We start from the raw sequence: 684 nt of genomic DNA on the forward strand, positions 1-684 counted from the left end.
TTCTGAACCCAGCTCACGTACCGCTTTAATGGGCGAACAGCCCAACCCTTGGGACGTACTACCGCCCCAGGTTGCGATGAGCCGACATCGAGGTGCCAAACCTCCCCGTCGATGTGAACTCTTGGGGGAGATCAGCCTGTTATCCCTAGAGTAACTTTTATCCGTTGAGCGACGGCCCTTCCACTCAGCGCCGTCGGATCACTAAGGCCGACTTTCGTCCCTGCTCGACTTGTAGGTCTTGCAGTCAAGCTCCCTTATGCCTTTGCACTCAACGGCTGATTTCCAACCAGCCTGAGGGAACCTTTGCACGCCTCCGTTACCCTTTAGGAGGCGACCGCCCCAGTCAAACTGCCCACCTGAAACTGTCCTTTCCCCCGCTTCCGGGCAGAAAGTTAGAATTCTAGCCTTGCCAGAGTGGTATCTCACCGGCGACTCCATACCCCCCGCAAGGGGTACTTCTTTGTCTCCCACCTATCCTGCGCAGGCAAGGCCCGAACCCAATTCCAGGCTACAGTAAAGCTTCATAGGGTCTTTCTGTCCAGGTGCAGGTAGTCCGCATCTTCACAGACAAGTCTATTTCGCCGAGTCCCTCTCCGAGACAGCGCCCAAGTCATTACGCCTTTCGTGCGGGTCGGAACTTACCCGACAAGGAATTTCGCTACCTTAGGACCGTTATAGTTACGG

General features: G+C 55.7%; 1 rRNA gene. It reads right to left on the reverse strand.

The window, feature by feature from the left end:
• A 23S ribosomal RNA gene (locus tag NW860_RS00490) occupies nt 1-684 on the reverse strand; the annotation flags it as partial.

Source organism: Synechococcus sp. F70.1 (genome assembly GCF_047502745.1).
Lineage (GTDB): Bacteria > Cyanobacteriota > Cyanobacteriia > Thermostichales > Thermostichaceae > Thermostichus.